This window comes from Streptomyces boncukensis (assembly GCF_011045075.1).
GTDB classification, from domain to species: Bacteria; Actinomycetota; Actinomycetes; order Streptomycetales; family Streptomycetaceae; genus Streptomyces; species Streptomyces boncukensis.
On record NZ_JAAKZZ010000487.1, the window covers coordinates 1 to 5,488 of the forward strand.

Consider the following 5,488-nt stretch of genomic DNA (forward strand, 5'->3'; position numbering starts at 1 on the left):
GTGGGGATCTTGGGGCGTAGCACGGGGTGTTCTCCTTCGGGTTGGGTTACTTGATGCGGCAGCGGTGTCCCTTGGCGGCCATGCACACGGCGCCGTAGCTGGTGTAGTCCGCCGACCAGCCGCACTGGTCGGAGGTGCAGGAGGCCAGATAGCCCTTCTGTCCGTCCCGGGTCAGGGCCCGGCCGATCTCAACGGGGCCGTAGCGGGTGAGGCGTTCGAAGAGGAAGAACCGGCGTGCCATGAGTCGATCTCCTTGTCTGTCAGGCGAGTTGGGTGACGATCTGCTGTGCGAGTGGTTCGGGGATTCCTAGCCGGGTGCGCAGGGTTGCGGCATCAATGGCGGTCCCGGTGCGGATGTGGTGCTCGCCGGCGAGCTTGCGTGCGTGGTCCAGCAGAGCCGAGGGCACACCGGGCGCCGGGGGCGCGGCCGGGCCGGAGACCGGCACAGGAGCCGGTGCGGGCACCGGGGGCACAGGCCGCTCCGATACCGCCCGGGGCGCGGCGGAGTCCCCCGGCCCCTCAACCGGTGCCGGAGCCCCATCCGGTTCGGGTGCAGTCTTGACCACGGGTGCGGGCTTTGTGGGAGCGGCGGTGTGGGCCAGGAGGGTGCCGCCCAGGAAGGCCAGTGCGGGCCAGCCGGCGACCAGGAAGCGCAGCCATGCGGGCGGGTGGTCCAGGTCGAGGAATCCGGCGGTGGCCACGTTGGCGCCCAGCGAGGCGAACAGCGCGATCAAAAACCAGCACCAGGCCAGCCGGGACGGTCCCGCGTCGCGCAGCCGACGCCAGGCCACTACCAACAGCAAATCCACCGAGATGGGGTAGGCCCATGCCTTCCAGCCGTCCTGCCCGGCCGCTACAGCGATATCGTGCAGGTGGGCGAAGGACAGTGCCCCGGCGATCACGGCCTGAACCAGCACGGCATCCGACCGGAACGAGAATGAGCGGGTCATCATCCACACCTCCTTTACACCGGTTGATCGGTCCGGTCTGTCCGGCTCCCCTCACCGCCCGGGGTGCAGGGTCGGGCGGATCGGGCAACAGGCAGAGCCTCGGACTCAGTTCATGGCTTCGCCGGAACCCATGCAGGTCAGGCACAAGCCGCTCTGGTGGTCATCGGTCGTGTGCTTGCGGCGGGAGCCGACGACCACGCGAACGCTGGTCTCGCCGGAGCCCTTGCAGGTCGGGCACTTCGCCGCAGCAGCGGACTTGCCCGAAGCAGGCTTGCGGGTGACCATCGCTCAGCCCTCCGGCCTGAAGTCGGAAGCCGGGTAATCGGTCGGGTCCCACACCAGCCGCCGGGACCTAGCCAGGCCGTAACCGATGACCCGCGCGAACTCCCAGTCCACATCGAGACGCAAAACGTAGCGGTCGACGTACCGGGTCAAGTCGCCGAGCAGCGCATTCGTGCGCTGATAGTCCTTGCATCGCCCACACATCACACGGGCCTCCTTCTGCTTTTCGGCATGGATCGGGTAGGGACATGGCGCGAGGGGCGGTCGCGCCGACCGTGGAACAGGGGGGATCAGACCGGGGCGGGGGCGGACTCCACCGCCGCAGCCGCTACCGGCCCACCAGCATCAACATCCGGACGAAACCGGGCCAGCTCGGGAAGGACCGGCGTCAAGTCGGCATGCTTGTTGCAAGCCGTGACCGCTTCGCGCAGAGAGGTGTTGGCAGCGCGGATCCGGGTCCACTCCCCGCTGGAGTAGCCGACCACCGCCATACCCGGCCGGTCGTTGCGGATCTGGGTCGCGGCGAACACCGCATGCGGGGAGATGTCTCCGAACGCCATCTTCGAACTCGACTCGTCATTGACCCGATGCGACATCCGCCCGGTGAGCTGAGCACGCAACATCGTGATCCCATCCCCCAACTCAGAGCCGAAACGCTGCCCGTAGATGTCCAGGAAGATCCCGGCGGCGCGGCCGAGCTGCGCCAGACGCACCAGGGCCACCACCGAGCGCTCCCGGCGCTTCTTCTCCGCCGCAGTGGTGTACAGCGCCAGCTCGGCGATCTCATCGATCGTGAGGACCACCGGAACCGGCCGCAGATGCTCAGGCAGACCCCAGATATCCGCAGTGATCTCCGCATCCGGAACATCCGCACTGACGCGCTGTTCACGGCGGATCACCTGATAGATCGCCTCCATGCGCACAACCAGCGCCTCCAGCAGATCCGCCGCAGCATCGGCGTCATCCGCCAGAGCCGAGAACCGGCGCGCCAGCGGGGCCAGCTCCACCCCGTTCTTGCAGTCCACGCCCACCAGGGCGACACGCTGCGCGGCAAGCTCCTTGATCACCCGGCGCTGTGTGACCGACTTGCCCGAACCCGAAGCGCCCAGCGTGATCGCATGCGGCACCTGCCGATAGTCGCGGTAATGGACCGAGCCGTCCTCACACAGCGCCACCGCAACCCGCAGCACACCCCGCGCACCCCGCTCCCGCCGCACCGGCATCTGCACCCGCTTGAGCACGTCATAGCCAGTCATGGCGATCTCGACCGTGCCCGACTTCGTCTCGCGGGAGGTGACCTGATACATCCCGAAGGCGTGCCGCAACCGGTCCGTCGCGGCCGAGAAGTCAAACGCGTCCTGCCCCGGGCACATCCGCACCCCCAACCGCAGCCCGGTCCGCGTCGGCTTGATCCACAACAGCCGGGGCAGACGCTGCCGAGGCACCGACCAGCCCAACCACCGCGCCACCGTCAACCGGAACCGCGAAGCAGCCACCGTCAGATCACACGCGTCCATCACCGACGCGTACCGCACCCGCACCCGCACAGCGGCGTAGAGGACACCGAAGGTCATCCAGAACCAGGCCGGGCACCGCCAGCGCAACACACCCGCGCCGGCGACCACCAACACGACGGCTAACAGCCACGCCATGATCAAGCCGCCTTCGGCTTCGCGGCGCCGGCCGCCAGCGAGGTGACCGCGACCGCACGAAACGCGATCCCGTGCCGCTTCTGACCGTTGAACTCGTTCTCCCAGTCCCGCGCCCGCAAACCGATGACCGACACCGGCGTACCCGGCGTCAAACCCTCCGACGGAAGACCCGTCTCCGGCACCGTCACCTGGTAGAGGTTGCCCTCACCCTCATCCGAGACCAGCAGCCCGACCGTCGACAGACCAGCACCCGTCTCCCGGTCCACAGCCCGCTCCCCAGTCTTCTTGTTCGCCATCTTCGGTTCCGGCGCCGTCGCCACGAACACCACAGCCGTCGAAACATCGATCTTGAAAGATGCCACGATGGAACTCCCTCTTCTTGGGGGGAGCCCCCGGACGGTGCCGCGATCCTGGCAGAGAGCACACCGACCGGGGGCGATCCTTGAGACCACTTCGTGGGTTTGTGGGCAAACCCACAACCATCAAGCTAGGGCAGACGGCGTCACGACGCAAGGGGTTTGCCCACAAACCCGCGAACCTGTGAGACTGGCGGCATGGACCCACGCCCCACAGCCGTAGAAGCGCCGATTCACCTAAAGATCGCTGATCACCTCCGGATGCGGATCGAACGTGGCGATCTAGCCCCGGGCGACTCGCTCCCGACGCTGGCCAAGCTGTGCGAAGAATGGAAGTGCTCCACAAACTCAGCGCGAGGAGCTATCGCCCTGCTGAAGTCCCAGGGCCTCATTAGCTCTGGTCGTGGCAGAGCCCCCATCGTGCGCATCCCGCCAGGCAAGGTCATCCGATCATCGGACCGACATCAAGCAGAGAAAGACCTTGCATGGCAACCGGAAGAGGAACGAGCCACCGTTGGAGAAGCCGAGACGAACCTAGGGATGTCCATCACGACTCAACGATTCTCCTCTAAATACGACACCATCGAAGCAGGCCCAGAACTAGCGGAACTGTTCGAGATCTCCGCAAAAGACTTGCTCCTACGTCGGCACTTCGAAGCAACAGACGAAAGAACAGGGCATCTCCTTTCGTCCAGCACGTCCCACATTCCGCTAAACCTAGTCAGTGCTAACCCCGCACTACTTGACGAAAGGAACGAACCGTGGCCAGGAGGAACCCAGCATCAGCTATCGACAGTCGGAATTGAGATCATGTGCATGATAGATCAAGTAACTGGGCGCATGCCGACAACGGCAGAGGCGCAACTATGGGGCCTTCCGGACGGCATCCCCCTGCTGATCTGCCGTCGAATCTCACTCGACGCCGACAACCGCAACGTCGAGATCTCGGACGCAACATACCCAGCCGACCGCACCGAGCTCCGGTTCGTTACCCCACTCAAATCATGGACAAAAAGCCCATAAAGAAGCATAAGTAAAAGGAGTTAACCCATGCAATCAGGAATTAGCTCAACTGATCAGTTCTTCTTGCAACACGTCATCAACATCTCACGTCGCGCACTTGAAGATGAAGGCAAAACTCCCTTCGGAGCAATCGTCGTCATCGAAGGCGAAATTGTTGGGGAAGGAACCAGCACTGTGGTTAAACTCCATGATCCAACCGCACACGCTGAGATCATGGCCCTGCGCGACGCTGGGAGAAATCTTCAACACCATCTGTTCGAGAACGGAGTAATGTACGCCAGTAGCGAGCCTTGCCCTATGTGCCTAACTGCTTGCTATTGGGCTAGGTTGCCACGCTTGGTGTTTGGAGCCACTACCACCGACGTAGCAAAAAACGGTTTCGAAGACCTTCAGCTATACCGAGAAGTCGCTACCCCAGCCGCAGAACGCTCATTGGATGAGTTTTCCCCCGGGGGAACTTGGCGGGCTCAAGCTGTTAGCGTCCTTGAAGCTTGGGCCGAACAGCTCCCCGAGCCAGTACAGCCGAAGCTCTGACACGCACCCCAACAAGCGCCCAAGCAAGCACCGTTACAAGTTTCTCTACCTCATCAAGGCTCGCTGCGCTCGCGTCCGCCGGATCAATCGAAGACGCCGACCGGCCCCGCCACCGGGTTCCGGGGCCGCCGGTGCGGGGAAGTCCGCGATGTACCGCCGCCGCAATCCGACCTGGAGGGGGAAACCCTTCAGCGATCCCAGAGCTTGAAGGCACTCGCATCACCCCCATCAGCACCACCAGACCCGAGCCACCCGACGAAGTCGGATCGACCCAAGGGCCGAGAGCCGCGCACGGCGCGGCGGCGCCGGCCGGCCGCCGCCCCGCCGCCTCCATGTCTCCGCCACCGGCTGCGGACCGCCGTCCGCCCGTCGCCACCACCCAGCGGCACAAACCAGCACCGGGCCACGGGGCACAAGGGGATTGCCGCACCACAAGGTCACAGACGCTTTGTGCTTCCGACAAGGCCGGATTGCGGCGGCGGCACATCGCGGACTTCCCCGCACCGGCGGCCCCGGAACCCGGTGGCGGGGCCGGTCGGCTCTGCGATTTTAGGCAGCCACTTTGGCGCGAGCCTCGAAGATCATGGCCCCACATCGGGCACTTGCGGGCAGGCGAGAAGCCAGCCCGATTCGCGGGCCAGCGTAAGGGGCCATGATCACTCGCGCCAAAGCAGCGCCAGCCCAAAATCGC

8 protein-coding genes are annotated in these 5,488 nt (G+C 65.0%); 2 read left to right on the forward strand and 6 right to left on the reverse strand.

Features of this window, described 5'->3' with window-relative positions; genetic code table 11:
- Nucleotides 1-46: 46 nt before the first annotated feature.
- From G5C65_RS30210 to G5C65_RS30235, 6 genes are all read right to left on the reverse strand, one after another.
- Entirely contained in the window at nt 47-241 is a 195-nt protein-coding gene (locus tag G5C65_RS30210) for a mobile element transfer protein (RefSeq protein ID WP_165302234.1), read from the reverse strand.
- Between the two features lie 19 nt (nt 242-260).
- A complete protein-coding gene (locus G5C65_RS30215) occupies nt 261-950 on the reverse strand; it encodes a DUF2637 domain-containing protein (protein ID WP_165302240.1) in 690 nt (229 codons plus the stop codon).
- 105 nt (nt 951-1,055) lie between these two features.
- On the reverse strand, nt 1,056-1,235 hold the full coding sequence (locus tag G5C65_RS30220) for a hypothetical protein (RefSeq protein ID WP_165302235.1): 180 nt from the start codon (nt 1,233-1,235) through the stop codon (nt 1,056-1,058).
- 3 nt (nt 1,236-1,238) lie between these two features.
- Complete coding sequence (locus G5C65_RS30225; RefSeq protein WP_165302236.1) at nt 1,239-1,436, reverse strand: hypothetical protein; 198 nt, start codon at nt 1,434-1,436, stop codon at nt 1,239-1,241.
- 86 nt (nt 1,437-1,522) lie between these two features.
- A complete protein-coding gene (locus G5C65_RS30230; protein ID WP_206442431.1) occupies nt 1,523-2,884 on the reverse strand; it encodes an FtsK/SpoIIIE domain-containing protein in 1,362 nt (453 codons plus the stop codon).
- Nucleotides 2,885-2,886: 2 nt separating this feature from the next.
- A complete protein-coding gene (locus G5C65_RS30235; RefSeq protein ID WP_165302237.1) occupies nt 2,887-3,246 on the reverse strand; it encodes an SCO3933 family regulatory protein in 360 nt (119 codons plus the stop codon).
- A 192-nt stretch (nt 3,247-3,438) separates the two neighbouring features.
- Here G5C65_RS30235 and G5C65_RS30240 point away from each other — a divergent pair, with 192 nt between their 5' ends.
- Both G5C65_RS30240 and G5C65_RS30245 read left to right on the forward strand, forming a co-directional pair.
- A complete protein-coding gene (locus tag G5C65_RS30240) occupies nt 3,439-4,263 on the forward strand; it encodes a GntR family transcriptional regulator (RefSeq protein ID WP_165302238.1) in 825 nt (274 codons plus the stop codon).
- 27 nt (nt 4,264-4,290) lie between these two features.
- Nucleotides 4,291-4,797: a nucleoside deaminase gene (locus tag G5C65_RS30245; protein WP_165302239.1), complete on the forward strand. Its 507-nt coding sequence runs from the start codon at nt 4,291-4,293 to the stop codon at nt 4,795-4,797.
- Nucleotides 4,798-5,488 lie beyond the last annotated feature (691 nt).